The organism is Kitasatospora sp. NPDC091335 (genome assembly GCF_044757205.1).
GTDB lineage: Bacteria > Actinomycetota > Actinomycetes > Streptomycetales > Streptomycetaceae > Kitasatospora.
Genome location: NZ_JBIVUM010000002.1, coordinates 488,620 through 505,859, shown reverse-complemented (window position 1 = coordinate 505,859; position 17,240 = coordinate 488,620). Strand labels below are relative to the sequence as shown.

Below are 17,240 nucleotides of genomic sequence, written 5' to 3'. Positions count from 1 at the left end.
GGTCACCTTCCCTGGCTTCCGGCCGGGAAGAAGCCCCCGACCTGGGTCTTCGGGTAGAGCAGGGTGTGCGCGCCGATCAGGGTGGCGGGCTGGAGGACGGTTCCGGCGGGGACGATCACCCCGTCGCCGATCACGGCGCCGAACTTGGTCTGGCCGGTGGCGACCCGGTGGCCGTCGAGGTGGGCGCAGACCTCTTCGGTGGCCGGTTCGGTGACCGGTCCGGAGGTGACCCTCAGGCCGGTGGTGGAGACGAAAGCGCCGATGTTGACGCCGAGCCCGAGCACGGAGTCGCCGACGAAGCTGGTGTGCTTCATGAACACTCCGCCGGTCAGCAGCGAGCGGGTGACCTCGGCGCCGAAGCCGATGCGGCAGCCGGGGCCGACGACGGTGTTGTCGCGTACCCGGGCGCCGGCCTCGATCACCGCGCCGGGGCAGACCAGCACCGGGCCGGTGACGATCGCGCCTTCGGCGACGACGGCCCCGGGCGCCACGATCACGTGGCCCCGGACGCTGGCACCGGGCTCGATGATCCCGGTCGCCTCCGGCAGCGGGATGTCCAGGTTGCCGGCGAGCAGGTCGGTGATCGCCTTCTTGATGCCGAAGACGGTCGGGCAGCAGTTCAGCAGCTCCAGCACGACCGGGTCGGTGACGTGTTCGGTGTCGAAGTAGTACTCGGGGGTGGTGCGGTAGTCGATGCGCTGCAGCTCGGTGTGCAGTGCGGGCGCGTCGGTCAGCCGGTGCATGGCTGGATCTCCTCTCGGGCGAGCGAGTGGAAGAAAGGGGCGGGGCCGTCACGGCGGCCCCCGGGGCCTCAGGAGGCAGGAAGGTCGGGCACGGTCGCCGCCGCCTGGGGGCTGGCCTCGGCCGGGTGGTTGTGGACAGCCAGGCCGAGCAGGGCAAGCACGGGTAGGTGCAGGGCGGCCCAGGAGGCGGTGAGGAAGGTGCCGAGCCGGTCGCGGTCCGGCGGGGCGGCGTGCCGCCGACTGGCGGGCGGCGGGGAGGTGCTGGGCGTTGGCATGGAAGGGCCTTCGGCAGCAGGGGGAAGGGTGGACGTTCCCCAGTGAACCGCCGGGCGAAAGGCCGGATCCGTAGCCGGGCTACGGGCCGTAGTCCGGCTACGGGTCAGATGATCTGGACGCCCGCTCGGGCGGCGAAGTCCCGTACGCCGGGCAGCTTGCGGTCGTGCCGCAGCAGGGTGGTGGCGAGGTCGCGGACGGCACCCCGGCGGATCTCCTGCGGGGCTGCCTCCTCTGCGGCCAGCAGAGCCCGGTAGCACTGTTCGGGCTTGCCCCACTGGTCGAACGCGCGGGCCACGTCGGTGAAGAAGCGGGCTTGCCGCTCGGCGGTCGGCAGTGCGGTGGGGTCGATCGTGGAGGCCAGCTCGATCGCCCGGCCGGCGTCGCCGAGCTCGTAGTGCACCGACAACTCGTGCAGGGCGACGCCTTGGAGGCCGTCCACGAGGCCGGAGGTCCGGCCGGCAGCAGCGGCGCTGTCGGCGGCTTCGCGGATCAGCGAGTGCGCGTAAGCGCGGTCGCCGGTCTTCGCGGCGGTGTAGGCCGCGGTGGCGTACAGGTCGCCGCGGACGGCCAGGCGGGGGGACTCGGGCACCGCGGTGTCTGCGAGGAGGTCCTCGGCGGCGACCACCACGATGTCGGTTGCCCGCGCCAGGCTGCCCTGGCGGCGCCAGGCGCTGGAGACCATGCGCTGTGCTTCGGCGACCACCAGCGGGTCGCCACCGTCCCGGGCGGCGGTGAGCGCGCGGTCGGCGGTGATGGCCACCAGGTTGTTGTCGCCGATCTTGATGCACAGCCGAGCCGCGAGGTTGTAGAGCCGGGCGACGTTGCGCGCTCGCTCCTCGGTGCTGCCGACCATCTGGGCGGCGGCGATCCGGCTCGGCAGGGCCTCAGCGAGCGCGTCGTACTTGGCTGCCTTGAACTCACGACGGGACGTCAGGAGGGAAGCGGCAACCGTCTCGTGGGTGGGCCCGCTGCGGGGCGCCGGAACCCGCCCTGTCCCGTAGAGCAGCAGGTCTTCCAGGCCGGCCAGTGGTGAGGCTGTCTCGGCGTGCGCGGCCTGCTGGCCGGCGACCGGGGTGAACAGGGCGGCAGCCGCCAGGGTCAGGAACGGGCGGCGTCGCACATCGTCCTCCTCGGCAGCGGAACTGCTCGTCAGCGTAGCCGAGGTGGACTTGCGGGGGCGGGACCTCGGCCTGTCGGAGGCCGGTTGCGGTAAGGCCATCAGCTCGCTGAGCTCGCAGCTCAGTACCTCCGCAAGGCGCCGGAGCAGGGTCAGGTCCTTCACCTGCTGCAAGTCCCGTTCGACCAGCGACATCCAGACCTCGCTGCGGTCGAGCTCAGTGGCGAGGCGGAGCTGGGTCCACTCCATCTCGGCGCGACGGAGCGCAATGAACTTGCCGAACGTGATGCCGTTGCCCCCCACGCTGGCCCCCGGTGCCGTGTTGAAGCCACTACGGATCGCTACCGTACCGATGCTGGGGGCCACGGCGTAGTGCTTTCGGACCGGAGCTGGCATTGACCGCGTTGTTCGGGAAGGTGTGGCGCTGCTGGTTCGTGGGCTGGCCCTGGAAAGCCTGAGGCCCGCCGTGTAGGCGAGCCTCAGGCTGTGGATCACGACCATGTGGTGCCGGCGAGCAGGCCGTCGAAGGCGAGTGCCCGCATGGCCGTGTCGTAGTCGTCCCATTCGTGTTCAGGGGCGGTGAAGTGCAGGTCGAAGTACGCGCGGGTGAGGTCGGGCTCGTGCCACTCGGCCGCGCAGCGGCATCGGACGAAGACCTGGTGGCGAACGTTGGGGAAGGGCCGGTCAGCTGTGCTGGCGTGCCTCTTGAGGCTGGGCTTCGACGGCGATGAGGCGGTTGGCGAGAGTGCGTGCCTCGGCGGTGAGGCCGTCGAGGACCTGGCGGGTGTGGAGGCTGTCGGGATGGCGGGCGAGGTCCAGGAGGGCGCCCCAGCGTTCGGCGATGGCGGTCAGCTGCTGCTGGTCGCGGCGGACGGCTTCCTGCCGCTGGCCGAGAGCCTCGGTCGCGATGTCGAGGGTGAGGTGGCCTTCGGTGACCTGGACGGCGAGGTCGGGAGCAAGCAGGCGCAACTGGTCGTGCTTGGCCTGGGCGGCCTCGGTCGCGGCCTTCCGCCGGCGGACGATGTCGGCGGCGGCATCGAGGCCGACCTTGCCATCGAGGACCTTCTCGGCGAGGTCGGGGGCGTTCTTGAGCACGGTGTTGGCGAGGGACAGACGGGTGCGGCTGAGGTCGTGGAGTTGGGCGTGGCTGCGCAGGGAGTGTCCCGAAAGTGAACGCGCCATGGCGTGGATCATGGCGCGCTGGCCCTCGCTGAGGTGCCGGCGCCGGACGTTGGCGGCGATGATGTACGCGGTCTGGTCGGTGCCGGTGTAGGTGGTGAAGCGGGGTCCGACGCCGGCGAGTTCGCAGGCGGCGAGGCGGTTGCGGCCGTCGAGGAGGACGCCGTCGGGGTCGAGGACGATGGGCATCTTCAGGCCGAATTCCTTGATGGATTCGGCGAGGTCGTGCATCTCGTGCTCGGGAACCATCGGGAAGTTGGCGGCGAGCGGGTGGACCTTCAGAGGTAGCTCCGTGGTGAGTAGGGTGCCGGGGCACCGGGTCGGTGCCCCGGCGTGAGGAGTCGGTCGGGTGCGTGGGCTCAGCGGGTTCGGTGCTGAGAGCCGGCGGGTCGTGCAGCGGCCGGGGGAACCGGATTGACCGGGTCGGTGGGGGTGGCGTGTGCGGCGGTTCGGGCGGTGGCGGCGCGCACACGGGCGGCTTCGGCTGCGGGGTTGTGGTTGGGGTTGCGGCCGGTGTGCTGGATGCGGCCGAGCAGGACCTTGGCGGGCAGGCGGGCGGTGGTGAGTTCGCGTTGGGCGGCGGCCTCCTGGAGGAGCTGTCGGGGTTGGTGGCCGAGGGCGGTGGCGTCAGCGAGGACGGTGGCCAGGGCAGGCCAGTTGGGGTCGGTGAGGATCCGGGTGGCGTGGTTGGGGACGGCGGAGCGGACGTCCCCGGCGAGGGTGTTGGTGACCTCCGGCTTGGGCTGGCGGTGGGTGAGGGCGGCGAGCTGGCCGGCGGCGGCCTGGTCGTAGGCGGTCTGGAGGTGCTGGACGGCCTGCTGGGCGGCTTGGGCCTGCTGGGCGTGGCCTCGGGCGGCGTGCCAGCGGCTGGTGAGGATCGCCGCCCACACGAGGGCCGCGATCATCACGGTGAGGGCGTTGCCGTCGGGCCCGTCGCCGGCGTGGAGGATGTCGCGGGCGGCCCGGCGCAGGTCTGCGGCGCTCTGGTGGTCGGCGCGGACCTGGGAGCGCTGGGCGCGGGCGAACGCCCGGGTGGCGGCTCGCAGTTCGGCCCGCAGTTCGGCGGAAGCCTGCTGGGCGGTGGCGTTGATGATGTCGCCCAGCGCGGTGATCTGCGCCTGCGCGAGCGCGCCGCCGTCCTCGCCGCCGGTTTCGCCGGTGGTGTCCTCGGTGAGGTGCCGATGGACGGTGTCGAGGGTGTCGGTGGCGCGCTGCCAGCTGGTGGTGGGCCGGTTGCGCCGGGCGGTGGGGTGCTCCTCCGGTGCGGTGGCGGCGAGGCGGGCCTGGAGCTTGGGCAGGGAGAGGTCGGGGGCGATCTTGCCGCCGGGGATGTAGATCTGCTCGCCCTTGGCGTTGGTGTCGCCGGGGCGACCGACCGCGTAGCCCTGGAGGTCTCCGGAGGGCAGGCGTCGGGGCTTGACCTCGACGCCGTCTGCCTGGAGGTAAGCGAGGAGTTCCTCCACGTTGCCGGCGTGGGGGATGGCGTCGCGGATGCGGTCCTGCAGCCAGGCGCGGCTGGTCTGCTGCCAGCCGAGGCGCTCGGCCTTGTGCATCTCGGCCTGGGTGGGGCGGCGCTCGCCGGTGCGATCACCCGGCTTCACCTGGTGGAGGCCGAGTTCCTTCTCGATGTTGCGGGCTTCGGCCTGGGCGTGCTTACCGCTGTTGTGCTGCTTGGGGCGGCGGCCGTCCTGGCGGACGGTGGTGGCGAGGATGTGGATGTGGTCGTCGGCGTGGCGTACGGCGATCCAGCGGCAGCCGTGCGGGTCGTGGTCGGGGGCGATGCCGGCGGCGTGGACGATGCGGCGGGCGATCTCGCCCCACTCGGCGTCGGAGAGGTAGCGGTCGCTCTTCGCGGCGCGGACGGGGCAGTGCCAGACGTGGTCGGTGACCTTCTTGCCGAAGCCGCTGTTGTGCAGGTTGACCGGTTCGTCGAGGATCCGGGCGAGCTGGGTGAGGGTGGCGGCCGGGTCGCGGCCGGGGTCGCGCAGGCCGAGCGGGCTGAAGGAGGCGACGATGTGCGGGTCGCTGTGCTCGTCGTGGCGACCGGGCCCGTACAGGTAGGCGAGCAGGCCACGGGTGTTGCCGCCGGGGGCCTTGATGGAGGGGATCACGCGCTGGCACCTCCTTCGTCGAGGCCGGTCGGGGGCGTGGGTATGAGCAGGGCTCGGGCGATGTCGGTCAGCAGCCCTTCGAGGCGTTCCAGGCGTTCACCGATGTCGGGTTCGACGCGGTCGTCGCGATGCAGCACGTGGACCATCTGGTTGATGTTGTTGCCGATGCGGCCGATCTGGTGCAGGACCTCCGCGCGGAACTCCTGGAGGGCGAGGCGGTCGGTGTGCAGGGGCAGGTCGACGGTGAACTCGCCCCGGATTAACGCCAGCGAGATGTCACCGACGTATCCGGAGACCGTGTTCCCGTATCCGTGGCGGTCGGCGGCGTCCAGCAGTTCGGCGTGTTCCGGCGGCGTGTAGCTGACCGGGCCGACCCGCTTGCGGCGGCGCTTGCCGGTGTGCTTCCGGATCTTGCCCCTGGGCATCGGCTGGGCGCCCTCGTGGGCGTTCAGTTTCGGGACGTCGAGGGCTGCGGTGTTCTCGTGCAGGAATGCGGCACGGGCGGCGCGAACGCTCTCGTCGTCGACGGCGGCGGGCGTCTCGTCGGCGCGGGCACGGGCGAGGATGTCGAGCTGCAGCGTGTTGAGTTCGTCCGGGCCGAGGGCCTTTGCCTGGCCTGGCGCGCCCTCGCGCTGGGCCTCCTCCGTCACCCCTGGGGCGGAGGACCCCAGTCCCGCGCGAAGTGTCGGAGACTGGGTACAACTGGCTCCGCCAGGAGCCGAGTTACCGAACGCGCGGAGCAGACGGCCGAGCAGCCTACCGCCCTTGGGTCCCTGTTCGGGAACGGTACGGGCAGGGTCGTGGTGGGGCTGCGGATCGGGCACGGGGGCCTCCGGATTCTCTGTCGGGACAGGCGGGTGCAGGCATGGGGTGCGTGCGGGATGCGGGGAGATGGTCGGGCCGGGAACCCGGTTCGGCGGTGCCGGATATCCGGCGTAGAAGCCGGGGGTTCGGGACTTCCGGAACACCCGGCTGGCGATATGCGGGGGCCCGGTGATCACCGGTCAGCGCCGGTGAGGGGCCGCTCGCCCGGTCCGACAGCGGCCGGTGTCCGGGCGAGCGGCGGGGGCGTCAGGCGGCCGAGAGGCCGGTTTGCGCGTCGCCCTGCCGGGCGGCCTGCTCGTCCTTGAAGCGCTGGGTCAGCTTGCCGAGGCGGTCGCTGGCGATCGGTATGCCGGCCTCGCGCAGGGCGGTCCTGATGACGGCCTGGGTGGGGCCGTGCTTTTCGACGGCGGGGCGGACGGTCTCGGCCAGCTCGTCCATGGAAGCGGCGGGCTTGCGGCCGGTGCGCTTGGTGCCGACCACCGGTTCCCGCGCGTCGGGTCGGAGGGTGTCGTCGGGGCCGAGCACCGGTTCGTCGCCGGGCGGGCCGTCCTGCTCCGTGTCCTCCACCGGTGCGGGCTCTGCCGCCGGGGTGGGCTCGGGGCTTTCACGGAGCGGGCGTTCGCCCTCGGCACGCTTCGGGGCGGTGGTGGTCGCGGTGGTGCTGTGGGCGAGGAGGGTGCCGCCGAAGAAGGCGAGGGCGGGCCATCCGGCGACCAGGATCCGCAGCCAGGCGGGGACGTGGGCGAGGTCGAGTAGCCCGGCGGTGGCGACGTTCGCGCCGAGGGAGGCGGTCAGGGCGATGGCGAACCAGGTCCAGGCGGTGCCGGCCGGGCGGCCGGTGGTGCGCAGGGTCCGCATGCGGTGCCAGGCGGCGACGAGCAGCAGGTCGACCGAGACGGGGTAGGCCCAGGCTTTCCAGTCGTGTTGTCCGGAGGCTTCGGCGATGTCGTGGAGGTGGGCGAAGGACAGGGCGCCCGCGATGGCGGCCTGTACGAGGACGGCGTCCGGGCGGGGCGGACGCCGCGTTGGGGTAGTGGCAGTCATGCGGAAGGTGGTCCTCGCGGGTCGGGGTGGTGGTTTGCGGGCTTGCCGTCTTTGCCGTCTTGCCGTCCCGGCCGCTGCGGGAGGAGCTCCGGCTGGGGCGGGTGCGGCTGGCCGGGGGTGTCACGGCTGCGGCGTGTTCAGGTTCGGGACGGTGTGTGCATCCGTCTTGGGACTCGTATCCGTCCTGGCTTCATGGCCTTTGACCTGCTGTTTTACGGCAGGGACGGCTGGGACGGCACAAGACGGATGTGTTTCCCGTCCCGAGGTGGGCCCGCCGCTCGCGCCGTGGTTCGGGCGGCGGCGGGCCGGTGGAGGCGTGGGCCGGTTGCCGTCCCGCTGCCGTCTTGGCCGGGCGTGGTGCCGTCTTGGCGCGGCGATCAGTCTCGGCGGCAGGTGCTGTGACCTGCGCCGTTACGGCAGGGACGGCAGTTCGGCGATGGGGTCAGCCTCTGCTGCCCGCGCCCGCGTTCTCGTCCGTGGCCGTGGGGGTGCTCGGGTGGACGGTGGGGCAGTAGCGGCGCCAGGCGTCGAGGAACTTGTGGCGCGTGTAGCCCTTGCGCTGGGTTCCGTCGCCGAGGCGCACGTTGCCGGAGGTGATGCCGAACTCGCGGAGCATCGAGCCGAGCCCGCGCGGGGTCAGCCCACCCCGGGCCGACTCGGCCCACGGGGCCTCGTCGAGGCCGTTGAGCTGGTGCAGCAGCTGGTCGGTGGCCATGCTCTCCGGCTCGCTGTTGGCGTGGTAGATCCGGCGGATGTCGGCGAGGATCCGGGCGCCGCCGGGGTTGTCCTCCTCCGTCTGGACCTCGGCGTCGACCATGCGCTTGCACGCCTGGCGGGCGAGGCGGGGCCAGGGGCCTCCGGCGAGGTCGGCGATGATCACCAGGGGCTCCCAGGTGTCGGCGGCCCGGTCCTCGACCGGCATGGCGGGCTCCAGGCGCAGGGCCCGGTCCGTCAGCGGGGCTGTCCAGCGGGCGATCTTGTCGCGGATCGCGTGCAGGGCGGGACGGTCCCGCATCGTCCGGTACGGGCAGACGCTCTCGCCCTCGGCACGGCGGCGCATCCGGATCACGATCGACCGGTCCATGATCGTGTCGGGGAGGTCGCCGATGCCGGCGATGGCCGCCATGGCGAAGGTGTGGAACCTGCGGGGGGTGTGGTCGTTGCCGACCACGCGCAGCACGTACCGGTCGCGCTGGTGCCCGGCGTTGAGCAGGCCACGCATCTCCTCGTTCTTCTCGGCCATCTTCGGGCTGCCGAAGATCGTGTCGGCCTCGTCCACGAGCAGGGTGGGCGGCTCCTCGGTGATCGAGCGGAAGACCGCCGCCGGGGTCGAGTTCACCGTCAGCACCGGCTGGTGCACCGTCTCCGTGAGCACGTCGAGCAGGCGCGACTTGCCGCACCGCTTGGCCGGGCCGACCACGGCCAGGCGCGGCGCGTGCTGCCACGAGCCCTGCAGGTGGGTCGCGGCGACCCACAGCGTCGCGGCGTCCAGCGCCTCCTCGGAGGGCAGGATCACGAACTTCGCGATCAGGGCCCTCAGCTGCGCGAGCAGGTCGGCGCCCTCACTCGCCTCGGTGTCCGGGATCAGGTCGGTCCCGTCAGGGATGGCGGGCTCGGCTGGTGCCGCCTCGGCGTCGTGTCCACAGGCTGTGGACGGCTGCTCGCTCTGCTGGGCGAGCAGGTAGGTGCCGGGCTCGCCGGCCTTGGCGACGGGCGGCCAGCCGCCGGCGGTCGGCGGGGTGGTGGGGGCTGTGGTGGCAGGGCGGGAGGCAGTACTCTCGGTCATGGAGATCCTCACTCGGTGGCTCCGGGGGGCAACCCGGTCCGCCGTAGGTCGACTGTCCTGGGATGGGCGGTGGCGAGGTTTTCGATCAGCCCCCGGTGTTCGTAGCGCCGGGGGCTTCGCGTTTTTTATCGGGACACTCGGGCCGCTGCCCGGCCCGGTGTAACCTCCTCTCGGTTGAGTTCTTCATGCTGTCGAGGAAGAGCGTAGCGGCAGTCGGGACTCCCGATCAAGCGATTCAGGCATAAAGATCTCAACCTTTTGCCGCATGTTTACAGGTGAATGCGACTCGTGGAGGGTTTGTGTAGACCCGCTTCAACCCATTGGTGGTTGGATATTCCATGCTGCTACTGTCGACCCCGTCGCCGCGTCGCGCCCGCTCGCAATCGAAAGGAGGTTGGTATGGTCAACCCCATGGTGCATCGGTACAAGACCCTGGAGGGCGAGGCCCTCGTGGCCCACAACCTGAAGGTCTTGCGCAAGGCGGCCCGCCTCTCCCAGGAGGACGTGGCCGAGCGCATGACCCGGCTCGGCTTCAAGTTCCACCAGACCCAGGTCGCCAAGATCGAGAACGGAACCCGCCCGGTCCGCTTCGACGAGGTGATCGGCCTGGCCAGGGCTCTCAGCGTTCCGGTCGGCAACTTCATGACCGAAGCCGTGGCCGGTCCGGACGAACCGGACTACGAGCTGCAGGAAGCGGGCTTCGCCGTCGAGAAGGCCGAGCAGGAGTGGAGAACCGCTCACGACCTCGAAAAGGCCGCCAAGGCCCGGTACGACGAGGCCCTGCACACCTACGAGGAGATCGCCGAACGCCTCGAAGCCCAAGGCATCGACCTCGGCCCCTCCGGCGCTGAGCCCACGTGGTACCCGGCCCCCAACTCCCAGTGGGACCCGCTCCGCAAGGGCCCCTCGGCCGACCGGTAAGCGAGCCCGCCCAGCTCGCCCAGGGAGCGACGGCGTCGCGGAGCATCATCGCCGCGACCCGGCTCGCAACCTAAAACGGGCAGCCCGGCTCATGGGTCCAAGATCGTTTTAGGTTCCGAGCCGAGGCCGCCGTAGTGTGCCCGTCCCGCCCACCACCTACCTCCGCTGCCCGACCCTCGGCGCTACGAACGCCGAGGGCCACCTGGCAGCCCACCAACCCACCGCCCATCCCACACAGTCGCCATGGCGGCGCGTTGCCCCGCGCCGCCGGGAGGAACACCTATGCCCGAAACGCCCCTGTCCCTCGCGCGCCTTGCCGGCGCGATCGGTCTCACGGAGCACCAGCTTCTCGCCCTCGTCGCCAGCTGCGGCACGGAGGTGCCGGACCCGACGCTTGTGGCCCTCACCGTCGAGGAAGCCGCCCGTCGCCTCGGCGTCGGCCGCACCACGATGTACGCCCTGGTCGCCTCCGGAGAGGTCCCGTCCGTGACGATCGGCCGTCTCCGCCGGGTGCCCGCCGAGGCGCTCAAGGAGTACGTGGCCATCCGTACGCAGGCCGCCGCTTCGGCCGTCGCGCTCGCGGCCTGAGGGGGGACCGATGGCGAACACCCGCAAGCCCAACGGCGACTCCTCGATCTACGAGGGCAGCGACGGCCGGTGGCACGGCCGTGTCACGGTCGGCGTCAAGGACGACGGCACTCCCGACCGCCGTCACGTCAGCGCCAAGACCCGACCCGAGGTCACGGCCAAGGTCCGCAAGCTGGAGAAGCTGCGCGACGACGGCACCGTGCCGAAGGCCGGGCAGAAGTGGACGGTCGGCAAGTGGCTGACCCACTGGATCAAGGAGATCGTGCCGGGCACCGTCAGCGAGAACACGTACGCCGGATACGAGGTCGCCGTCCGCGTGCACCTCATACCCGGCCTCGGCGCGCACCGCCTGGAGAAGCTGGAACCCGAGCACCTGGAGCGCTTCTACAAGAAGATGCAGGCCGCCGGCAGCGCCGCCGGCACCGCCCACCAGGCCCACCGCACCGTCCGGGTAGCCCTCGGCGAGGCCGTACGGCGCCAACACCTCACCCGCAACGTGGCCACGATCGCCAAGGCCCCGAAGCTCGAAGAGGAGGAGGTCGAGCCGTTCGAGATCGAGGAGGTCCAGAGGCTCATGGACACGGCGCGCCAGCGCCGCAACTCTGCCCGCTGGATCTTCGCGCTCGCCCTCGGCCTGCGGCAGGGCGAGGTGCTCGGGCTCCAGTGGAAGGACGTCGACTTCGCCCGAGGCGTCGCCTGGGTGAAACGCGGCCGGCTGCGGCCCAAGTATCGGCACGGCTGCGGCGACCCCTGCGGGAGGAAGCCCGGCTTCTGCCCGAAGAAGGAGCCGATCCGGCGCGAGACCAAGGACACCAAGTCCCGTGCTGGGCGACGCGCGGTGCCGCTGCCCGAGCAGCTCGTCGTGATCCTTCGGCTGCACAAGGAGGAGCAGGACCGCGAGCGGGCCCTCGCCCGCGACCTCTGGACGGACAAGGGCTACGTCTTCACCTCGGAGACCGGCGAGCCGCTCAACCCCAGCACCGACTACCACCACTGGAAGCGACTCCTGCGCGAGGCCGGCATCCGTGACGGCCGCCTCCATGACGCCCGTCATACCGCCTCGACCGTCCTCCTCCTGCTCGGCGTGCCGGAACGGATCGTGATGGCGATCATGGGCTGGTCCTCGACCTCGATGGCCCAGCGCTACCAGCACGTCACCGAGCCGATGCTGAACGACGTCGGCAGGAAGATCGGCGCTCTGCTGTGGGCTGCGGCGGAGCCCGAGGATATGGCCGAAGACGTGGTTTGAATGGGGTGGGGGAGGGCTCTGGTGCTCGGAGCCCTCCCCGGACTCATCCTGCGAGCCACATTCCCTTATCCGGTGTACGCATTTCGCTGAGCCACGTACGGAGGGCATCAGTGTTCACTTCGCGCACGGGATAGCTCCTCGTCCTCACAGTCTCCCGAGCACCAGGAGACCACTCGGTGGTAGCGACGAGAAGTCCCTGCTGTGCGTTCTCCCACTGCACATCTGCCGCAAGCGCCTTAACTACGACCTTGCTGATCTTTCGCTGTTCTCGCTTGCACTGGACGATCATTAGGGGAGGTGTTCCATCGTCGCGTCCATCCTCCCAGACACGGATATCGACTCCGTTGTCATTTCGGCCGGGTCCAAGCTCTACCTTGAATCCTGACCGATGAAAATACTCGGCAATCAGGGCTTCGAACTTCCGCCAATGAATTTGGCCGATCTCCTCGAAGTTGCCGGCCAGGTAATTGACAAAGCGCTGATCGAAGAATCTGCCGTATGTCGCAACGGATGAGTCGGATTTGAAGAGATCGGCGAGAGCGAGCACGTCGCTCCACTCGGAGGACCCTGGATTCCATCTCCATGGTTCGATGGACGCCTGAAACTCTGCCTCGTCTAGCGTCGCGGAGACCGCAGATAAAAAATCTTCGCCGCCAAGTCGCGATGCCTCCCGGAGGATGGTTGCTCTACGCTCATCCGGCATGGGATCGAATCTGTGGCCCATGTGGACCTCGACATCCCAGAGGCTAATTGGTGAATCTGGGGCTTCTCTCTCGCGTGTCATCTGAACAACGAATGCGGCGGCGCGCGAGGCCAGATCGTTGTCGCCGAGAATCTTCCGCAGCTCTGGAACAAGGCCCCCTATGCCGCGAAACGCGCCGGGAATGTAGAAGGCATCCATGGCGCTGTACGCGATGATGGTCAAGGTCTCGCTGCGCACGCGGGTAATTTCATTAGAGGTGCCTGGATACCAATCCCCATAGCCGGTGCGCTTCAGCGAGTACGCCACGTCCTCCTCGGAGATCGCAAGGCCAGCCCTTGCTCCGATCAGCTCTGTGACCCATTCGATGATGTGGCGTCCGCTTGTCCATGTGGCACCCACCATGACCTCGCTGTCTCACATTTGCTAGCGTCAACTGCTGCGGTAATTAGCGCACATCGGCTAGGCGTCGGAGGAATCGCTGCAGTACTGCCATTAGCTCTTTTGGATCCGACAGTGACTCCACAGGAACGCGATCCACGTAGCCGACGCCTGAGTCAAGCAGTAGGTGGTCGCGGCTTGTGTCCAGTGCCCTCCTGGCGTTATGGTGCGGGCCGTCAATTTCCAGAACGCCGGCGCGCCCCTTGTAGGTGACGATTACATCGGGCTCCCATGTGCGCCCTGGCATTCGGCCGTTAGGGAGGGGGAATATTCCGATCGTTTCTTGTGCGGGAAGCAGCTTTTCTTGGATGTACCTCAGTGCCCGATATACTCTCTGCTCTCCGGCGTTCGTGAATGAGAGATTATCCTCTGCCCAGAGCGGTGCGGCGGGTGCAAGTCTTCTGGCCTGGTTGGTTGGCTTCTTGCCTTCGACTTGCTCGCGTAGGGAATCGCGCCAGCCGGGTCGGATGGGCGGAAGTGTTTCGCGTACTCCCAGCCAGCTAACTCCGTAGCCTTTCCGGTTGGATACCTCGATGCATGCGGACCTGAGGCGGGTTACTGCCTCCTCGGCAAAATCCGCACGATCGGCCGGGGCGATCTCGAGCCACAGGTCGAGGGAGCGGTCTTCGTCGTCCCACTCGATGAGGGCTGCTTCAGCGGCGAGGACAAGTCGTGCCGTATCCAGGTCGCCTCGTTGTGCAAGCAGTGTGGCGATACCGCCGAGGAGCGCGTCAGCTTTGGCCGCGTCCTTCTCGTCGTCGGATGCTCGAGGGTCGTCCTTGAGCTCGTCGTAGCTTCTAGTCTCCGGCAAGGGCGAGGGCCCCTGTAGGCGTTCCTGTGCAGTCACGTGGCCTCCCTGCCCGAGCTGACGGCGCATCCAACCGTAGCGGGCCCGTGCCGACAGGCTGCCCCGGACCTGTGGTCACTCGGCTGGGTCTGATTCTTCACTGGCGAGTGCTGTGCTCTACGGGAGGCAAGACCTCGGTGCCGGCTCGGCGGGGGCGCCAGCAGTAGGCGCCGCCGGTTAGGGGACTTGGACCTCTCCCAGGGCTGGTGGCTGCTGGCACAAGCCACGACTGAGACCAGAACTGAGACCACGCGACGACGAAGGCCCCGACCGCTGGGCGGTCGGGGCCTTCGTTATGGCTGGTCAGCCATGGCGGAGGATACGAGATTCGAACTCGTGAGGGGGTGAACCCAACACGCTTTCCAAGCGTGCGCCCTAGGCCTCTAGGCGAATCCTCCGTGGGAGAGCTTAGTACATGTTTCGGGGTGGTCGCGACCACCTATCCCGCAGGCGGGAGGGCGGGGGTGGCCTGTGGATCGTCGGGGCCCGGATCCGGTACTGTGGGGCTCAGCCCCTCGTGTGGCGTTATCTCTCTGAACCCCCCCAGGGCCGGAAGGCAGCAAGGGTAGGAGGGCTCTGGCGGGTGCACGGGGGGTCTTTGCGTTCCCGGGGCCGGGCTCCGGGGGGCGTGGGGGAGCGAGGGGCGACGCGTTTGTCGGTCCGTCCCGATATCGTCGGGGGTGTGTCCCTAGCCCTGTACCGCCGCTACCGCCCCGAGACCTTCGCGGAGGTCATCGGGCAGGAGCACGTGACCGCTCCGCTCCAGCAGGCCCTGCGCAACAACAGGGTCAACCACGCGTACCTGTTCAGCGGGCCGCGCGGGTGTGGAAAGACGACGAGCGCGCGCATCCTGGCCCGCTGCCTCAACTGTGAACAGGGGCCGACGCCGACGCCCTGCGGGGAGTGTCAGTCCTGCCAGGACCTCGCGACCGGCGGGCCCGGGTCGATCGACGTGATCGAGATCGACGCCGCCTCGCACGGTGGTGTGGACGACGCGCGCGAGCTGCGTGAGCGGGCGTTCTTCGCGCCGGTGCACAGCCGGTACAAGATCTTCATCCTGGACGAGGCGCACATGGTGACCTCGGCCGGCTTCAACGCACTGCTCAAGGTGGTCGAGGAGCCGCCGGAGCACCTCAAGTTCATCTTCGCGACCACCGAGCCGGAGAAGGTGATCGGGACGATCCGGTCCCGGACCCACCACTACCCGTTCCGGCTGGTCCCGCCCGGCACGCTGCGCGACTACCTGGCGGAGGTCTGCGGGCGGGAGGGCATCCAGGTCGAGGACTCCGTGTTCCCGCTGGTGGTGCGGGCGGGCGCCGGGTCGGTGCGTGACTCGATGTCGGTCATGGACCAGCTGCTGGCCGGGGCCGGCACGGACGGCGTCACGTACCAGATGGCGACGGCGCTGCTCGGGTACACCGACTCCGCGCTGCTGGACGAGGTGGTGGACGCCTTCGCCGCGCAGGACGGGGCGACGGTGTTCCAGGTGATCGACCGGGTGGTCGAGGGCGGGCACGACCCGCGCCGCTTCGTCACCGACCTGCTGGAGCGGCTGCGCGACCTGGTGATCCTGGCCACCGTGCCGGACGCCGGGGAGAAGGGGCTGATCGACGCCCCGGCCGACCGGGTCGCGGTGATGCAGGCACAGGCGGACGCCTTCGGCGCGGCCGAGCTGAGCCGGGCCGCCGACCTCGTCAACACCGGGCTGACCGAGATGCGCGGCAACGCGGCGCCCCGGCTCCAGCTGGAGCTGATCTGCGCCCGGGTGATGCTGCCGGGCGCGTACAGCGACGAGCTGTCGTTGCAGGCGAGGCTGGACAAGCTGGAGCGACGGGCGGCGGCGGGCGGCTTCGCCACGCCGATGGCGGCCCCGGTGGGAGTTCCGATGGCGGGTGGCGCGATGGCCGAGGCGCCGGTGGCCGCGCCCGTCCAGCCCACGCCCATCCAGCCCGCGCCCGCGCCGATGGCGGCGCCTCCGGCGCAGCCCGCGCCCGTACAGGCCACGCCGCCCGCCACCGCGCCGGCCGGGCCCGCGCCGGGCGCCTGGCCGATTCCGCGCAGCTTCCCGCCTGCCGGCGCCCCCGTCGGCGGAGCCCCCGCGGAGGCTCCGGCGGCGCCCCCCGCGGCCCCGCCGCAGGCCGCCCAGGCCCCGGCGGCCCCCGTACCCGCGCCCGCACCGGCTCCCGTTCCGGCGGCGGCCCCGGCGGCGGCGCCGGGCGGGCAGCCGTCGGCGTCCGCGCAGCAGGGAGCCGCGCAGGTCCGGCAGCTGTGGCCGCAGATCCTGGAGGCGGTGAAGAACCGCCGCCGCTTCACCTGGATCCTGCTCAGCCAGAACGGCCAGGTGGCCGGTTTCGACGGCAGCGTGCTCCAGGTGTCCTTCATCAACGCCGGCGCCAGGGACAGCTTCGTCGGCAGCAACAGCGACGACGTGCTGCGCTCCGCGCTGGCCGACGCGCTGGGCGTGGACTGGCGGGTCGAGTGCATCATCGACCCGTCCGGCGGCGTCGGGGGCCCGGGTGGCGGCGCGCCGGGCGGCGGTGCCCAGAGCGGTGGCGCCCAGGGCGGTGGCGGCTGGGGAGCCCCGGCGCGTCCGGCGGCCGCCGCGCCGTCGATGCCCGCCCCCGCGCAGGTGCCGTCGCCGGTGGCGGCTCCGCCCGTCCAGGCCGCTCCGGCACCGGTCCAGGCCCCGCCCGTGCAGTCCGCGCCGGTGCAGGCCCCGCGGCCGGCGGCGGCGCCGGCCCGTCCGGCGCAGTCGGTGCGCCCGGAGGACGACATCCCGGAGGCGGACGATCCCGACCTCAAGGAGGACGTGTTCTCCGGCCAGGAGCTGATCATCCGCGAGCTGGGTGCGACGGTGCTGGAGGAGATCCACCACCAGGGATCCTGACCAGGCCTCTGCCGGGCTCGCGATCGGCCCTCGATCGGCCCCTGAGCCGACCCTGATCCGGGCCCCGAACCGGGGCCCGGAGCCGCAGGCAGCACGTAGGCTCGGCGGTGACGGACGAAGCACCGCAAGACAGCCGTGACAGCAAGGAGAGTGCCGTGTTCCCCGGTGGTGGCCAGCCCAACATGCAGCAGCTGCTGAAGCAGGCGCAGAAGATGCAGCAGGATCTCGCGAAGGCCCAGCAGGAGCTGGCCGAGACGAAGGTGACCGGTACGGCGGGCGGCGGCCTGGTCGAGGCGACGGTGACCGGTTCCGGTGAGCTGGTGGCGCTGACCATCGCCCCGGCGGCCGTGGACCCGGAGGACACCGAGACCCTGGCCGACCTGGTGCTGGCGGCCGTCCGGGACGCCAACCAGGCCGCGCAGAAGATGCAGGCCGAGCGGATGGGCCCGCTGACCCAGGGCCTCGGCGGCGGCATCCCCGGTCTGCCGTTCTGATGTCAGGCTTTGAACTTCAGAGGATCTGAAGT

The 17,240-nt window shown here is 70.5% G+C and carries 15 protein-coding genes, 1 tRNA gene and 1 other RNA gene; 6 read left to right on the top strand and 11 right to left on the bottom strand.

Annotation, left to right across the window (positions count from 1 at the left end):
- Positions 1-2: 2 nt before the first annotated feature.
- The 8 genes from ACIQOW_RS07160 to ACIQOW_RS07125 form a co-directional block, all read right to left on the bottom strand.
- Entirely contained in the window at positions 3-743 is a 741-nt protein-coding gene (locus tag ACIQOW_RS07160; protein ID WP_401080584.1) for a hypothetical protein, read from the bottom strand.
- 68 nt (positions 744-811) lie between these two features.
- Positions 812-1,018, bottom strand: a complete 207-nt coding sequence (locus tag ACIQOW_RS07155) for a hypothetical protein (protein ID WP_401080582.1) — start codon at positions 1,016-1,018, stop codon at positions 812-814.
- Between the two features lie 104 nt (positions 1,019-1,122).
- Positions 1,123-2,439 (bottom strand): helix-turn-helix domain-containing protein, encoded by a 1,317-nt coding sequence (locus ACIQOW_RS07150; protein ID WP_401080580.1) that lies wholly within the window; start codon positions 2,437-2,439, stop codon positions 1,123-1,125.
- 381 nt (positions 2,440-2,820) lie between these two features.
- A complete protein-coding gene (locus ACIQOW_RS07145; protein ID WP_401080578.1) occupies positions 2,821-3,564 on the bottom strand; it encodes a ParB N-terminal domain-containing protein in 744 nt (247 codons plus the stop codon).
- A gap of 110 nt (positions 3,565-3,674) precedes the next feature.
- Positions 3,675-5,426 carry a relaxase/mobilization nuclease domain-containing protein gene (locus tag ACIQOW_RS07140; RefSeq protein WP_401080576.1) on the bottom strand — a complete coding sequence of 584 codons (1,752 nt, stop codon included), beginning with the start codon at positions 5,424-5,426 and terminating at the stop codon, positions 3,675-3,677.
- On the bottom strand, positions 5,423-6,076 hold the full coding sequence (gene mobC / locus ACIQOW_RS07135; protein WP_401080574.1) for a plasmid mobilization relaxosome protein MobC: 654 nt from the start codon (positions 6,074-6,076) through the stop codon (positions 5,423-5,425). Before mobC ends, ACIQOW_RS07140 begins: the two co-directional genes overlap by 4 nt.
- Before the next feature lie 421 nt (positions 6,077-6,497).
- Positions 6,498-7,295, bottom strand: coding sequence for a DUF2637 domain-containing protein (locus tag ACIQOW_RS07130; RefSeq protein WP_401080572.1), 798 nt, complete (start codon positions 7,293-7,295; stop codon positions 6,498-6,500).
- A 442-nt stretch (positions 7,296-7,737) separates the two neighbouring features.
- Positions 7,738-9,081 carry a DUF3631 domain-containing protein gene (locus ACIQOW_RS07125; RefSeq protein ID WP_401080570.1) on the bottom strand — a complete coding sequence of 448 codons (1,344 nt, stop codon included), beginning with the start codon at positions 9,079-9,081 and terminating at the stop codon, positions 7,738-7,740.
- Between the two features lie 399 nt (positions 9,082-9,480).
- Here ACIQOW_RS07125 and ACIQOW_RS07120 point away from each other — a divergent pair, with 399 nt between their 5' ends.
- From ACIQOW_RS07120 to ACIQOW_RS07110, 3 genes are all read left to right on the top strand, one after another.
- Positions 9,481-10,002, top strand: coding sequence for a helix-turn-helix domain-containing protein (locus ACIQOW_RS07120; RefSeq protein WP_401080568.1), 522 nt, complete (start codon positions 9,481-9,483; stop codon positions 10,000-10,002).
- Between the two features lie 282 nt (positions 10,003-10,284).
- Positions 10,285-10,590: a helix-turn-helix domain-containing protein gene (locus ACIQOW_RS07115; RefSeq protein ID WP_401080566.1), complete on the top strand. Its 306-nt coding sequence runs from the start codon at positions 10,285-10,287 to the stop codon at positions 10,588-10,590.
- Between the two features lie 10 nt (positions 10,591-10,600).
- Positions 10,601-11,839 (top strand): tyrosine-type recombinase/integrase, encoded by a 1,239-nt coding sequence (locus ACIQOW_RS07110; RefSeq protein ID WP_401080564.1) that lies wholly within the window; start codon positions 10,601-10,603, stop codon positions 11,837-11,839.
- 43 nt (positions 11,840-11,882) lie between these two features.
- Here ACIQOW_RS07110 and ACIQOW_RS07105 read toward each other — a convergent pair whose 3' ends face one another.
- From ACIQOW_RS07105 to ACIQOW_RS07095, 3 genes are all read right to left on the bottom strand, one after another.
- Complete coding sequence (locus ACIQOW_RS07105) at positions 11,883-12,944, bottom strand: restriction endonuclease (protein ID WP_401080562.1); 1,062 nt, start codon at positions 12,942-12,944, stop codon at positions 11,883-11,885.
- Positions 12,945-12,987: 43 nt separating this feature from the next.
- Positions 12,988-13,827, bottom strand: coding sequence for a hypothetical protein (locus ACIQOW_RS07100; RefSeq protein ID WP_401080560.1), 840 nt, complete (start codon positions 13,825-13,827; stop codon positions 12,988-12,990).
- A gap of 310 nt (positions 13,828-14,137) precedes the next feature.
- A tRNA-Ser gene (locus tag ACIQOW_RS07095) sits at positions 14,138-14,225 on the bottom strand.
- 111 nt (positions 14,226-14,336) lie between these two features.
- Between ACIQOW_RS07095 and ffs the strand changes: the two genes are divergently transcribed.
- The 3 genes from ffs to ACIQOW_RS07080 all read left to right on the top strand — a co-directional run bounded on the left by ffs (position 14,337) and on the right by ACIQOW_RS07080 (position 17,208).
- An RNA gene (gene ffs, locus ACIQOW_RS07090) (signal recognition particle sRNA small type) lies at positions 14,337-14,427 on the top strand.
- Between the two features lie 82 nt (positions 14,428-14,509).
- Entirely contained in the window at positions 14,510-16,714 is a 2,205-nt protein-coding gene (locus ACIQOW_RS07085) for a DNA polymerase III subunit gamma and tau (protein ID WP_401080558.1), read from the top strand.
- A gap of 155 nt (positions 16,715-16,869) precedes the next feature.
- Positions 16,870-17,208 (top strand): YbaB/EbfC family nucleoid-associated protein, encoded by a 339-nt coding sequence (locus tag ACIQOW_RS07080; RefSeq protein WP_401080556.1) that lies wholly within the window; start codon positions 16,870-16,872, stop codon positions 17,206-17,208.
- The last annotated feature ends 32 nt before the right edge of the window (positions 17,209-17,240 follow it).

Excerpts from the sequence above, each read along its gene's own strand:
- ACIQOW_RS07130 (WP_401080572.1), bottom strand. The coding sequence starts at position 7,295 with ATGACTGCCACTACCCCAACGCGGCGTCCGCCCCGCCCGGACGCCGTC.
- ACIQOW_RS07110 (WP_401080564.1), top strand. The coding sequence starts at position 10,601 with ATGGCGAACACCCGCAAGCCCAACGGCGACTCCTCGATCTACGAGGGC.
- ACIQOW_RS07105 (WP_401080562.1), bottom strand. The coding sequence starts at position 12,944 with ATGGTGGGTGCCACATGGACAAGCGGACGCCACATCATCGAATGGGTC.
- ACIQOW_RS07160 (WP_401080584.1), bottom strand. The coding sequence starts at position 743 with ATGCACCGGCTGACCGACGCGCCCGCACTGCACACCGAGCTGCAGCGC.
- ACIQOW_RS07155 (WP_401080582.1), bottom strand. The coding sequence starts at position 1,018 with ATGCCAACGCCCAGCACCTCCCCGCCGCCCGCCAGTCGGCGGCACGCC.
- ACIQOW_RS07120 (WP_401080568.1), top strand. The coding sequence starts at position 9,481 with ATGGTCAACCCCATGGTGCATCGGTACAAGACCCTGGAGGGCGAGGCC.
- ACIQOW_RS07125 (WP_401080570.1), bottom strand. The coding sequence starts at position 9,081 with ATGACCGAGAGTACTGCCTCCCGCCCTGCCACCACAGCCCCCACCACC.
- ACIQOW_RS07115 (WP_401080566.1), top strand. The coding sequence starts at position 10,285 with ATGCCCGAAACGCCCCTGTCCCTCGCGCGCCTTGCCGGCGCGATCGGT.
- ACIQOW_RS07145 (WP_401080578.1), bottom strand. The coding sequence starts at position 3,564 with ATGGTTCCCGAGCACGAGATGCACGACCTCGCCGAATCCATCAAGGAA.